Consider the following 1034-nt stretch of genomic DNA (forward strand, 5'->3'; position numbering starts at 1 on the left):
AGCAAAAGATTACCGTGTCGTGGCATTTCAAGTTGGCGACGAGAAGGAAATGAGCCAGGAAGCGCTCGCGGCCCGTGAAGCCTATATTGCAACGGGTAATGAAATTCATCGCTTTGAAGATAAATTACCCACGACCGACGTTATTGTGGATGCGCTTTTAGGGACAGGTCTTAACCGTGAAGTAAGTGGTGACTACGCTCTCGCCATTGATGCTATCAACCAGCATACCAAACGTATTCCCGTTCTGGCGCTGGACATTCCTTCCGGCATTCACGCCAATACCGGGCGAGCTCTGGGAACAGCAGTTCACGCTACCATCACCTTGAGCTTTCTTGGCCTGAATAAAGGCCTGTTTACCGGTGAAGGGCCGAACTTTTGCGGTGAGGTCTGTTTTGATTCGCTAAAAGTCCCTTCCGCCATTTATAACGTCTTTACTCCAATTGCACGTCGCGTCAGTCTTGAAAATGACGCAGCTGGATTAGCACCGCGTGAGCGCACAGGACATAAAGGTCTATACGGTCATTTATTTATTATTGGTGGTGACCACGGAATGCCGGGAGCAGCACGTGTTGCCGCAGAAGCAGGGGCGCGTGTTGGCGCAGGACTGATTAGTATTGCCACCCGCAGCACGCATGGCCCAATCCTCAATCTGGCCCGACCGGAATTGATGTGCTACGGCGTGGAGGATGCCGGTGATCTGGAAGCGTTGTTACGTCCGGCCAATGCCTTAACGGTTGGTCCCGGTTTAGGCCAGAGTGAATGGGGTATTGCGTTATTCCACAAAGCGATTGAGACCAACTTACCCATGGTAGTGGATGCTGACGCATTAAACCTGCTGAGCAAAAATCCGCAACATCATGACAATTGGGTGCTCACACCACATCCGGGTGAAGCTGCACGCTTGTTGGGTTGCAGCTCAGAAGATATTCAAGCCGATCGTTTTGCAGCCGTTTATGAGCTGCAAAGACGTTATGGTGGTGTGGTCGTGCTGAAAGGATCCGGCTCATTAATCTCAAACGGAGAAGCGCCTACCC

Annotated in this window: 1 protein-coding gene; it reads left to right on the plus strand. The window is 51.5% G+C overall.

Going from position 1 to position 1034, the window contains the following annotated elements; translation table 11 throughout:
* Positions 1 to 19: 19 nt before the first annotated feature.
* Positions 20 to 1034, plus strand: a 1015-nt coding sequence (locus B3O33_RS00970; RefSeq protein WP_292362749.1) for an NAD(P)H-hydrate dehydratase, incomplete at its 3' end; no start/stop codon positions are given.

Origin of the sequence: Methylophaga sp. UBA1464 (assembly GCF_002325665.1) — a bacterium.
In the GTDB taxonomy this organism is placed as follows: domain Bacteria; phylum Pseudomonadota; class Gammaproteobacteria; order Nitrosococcales; family Methylophagaceae; genus Methylophaga.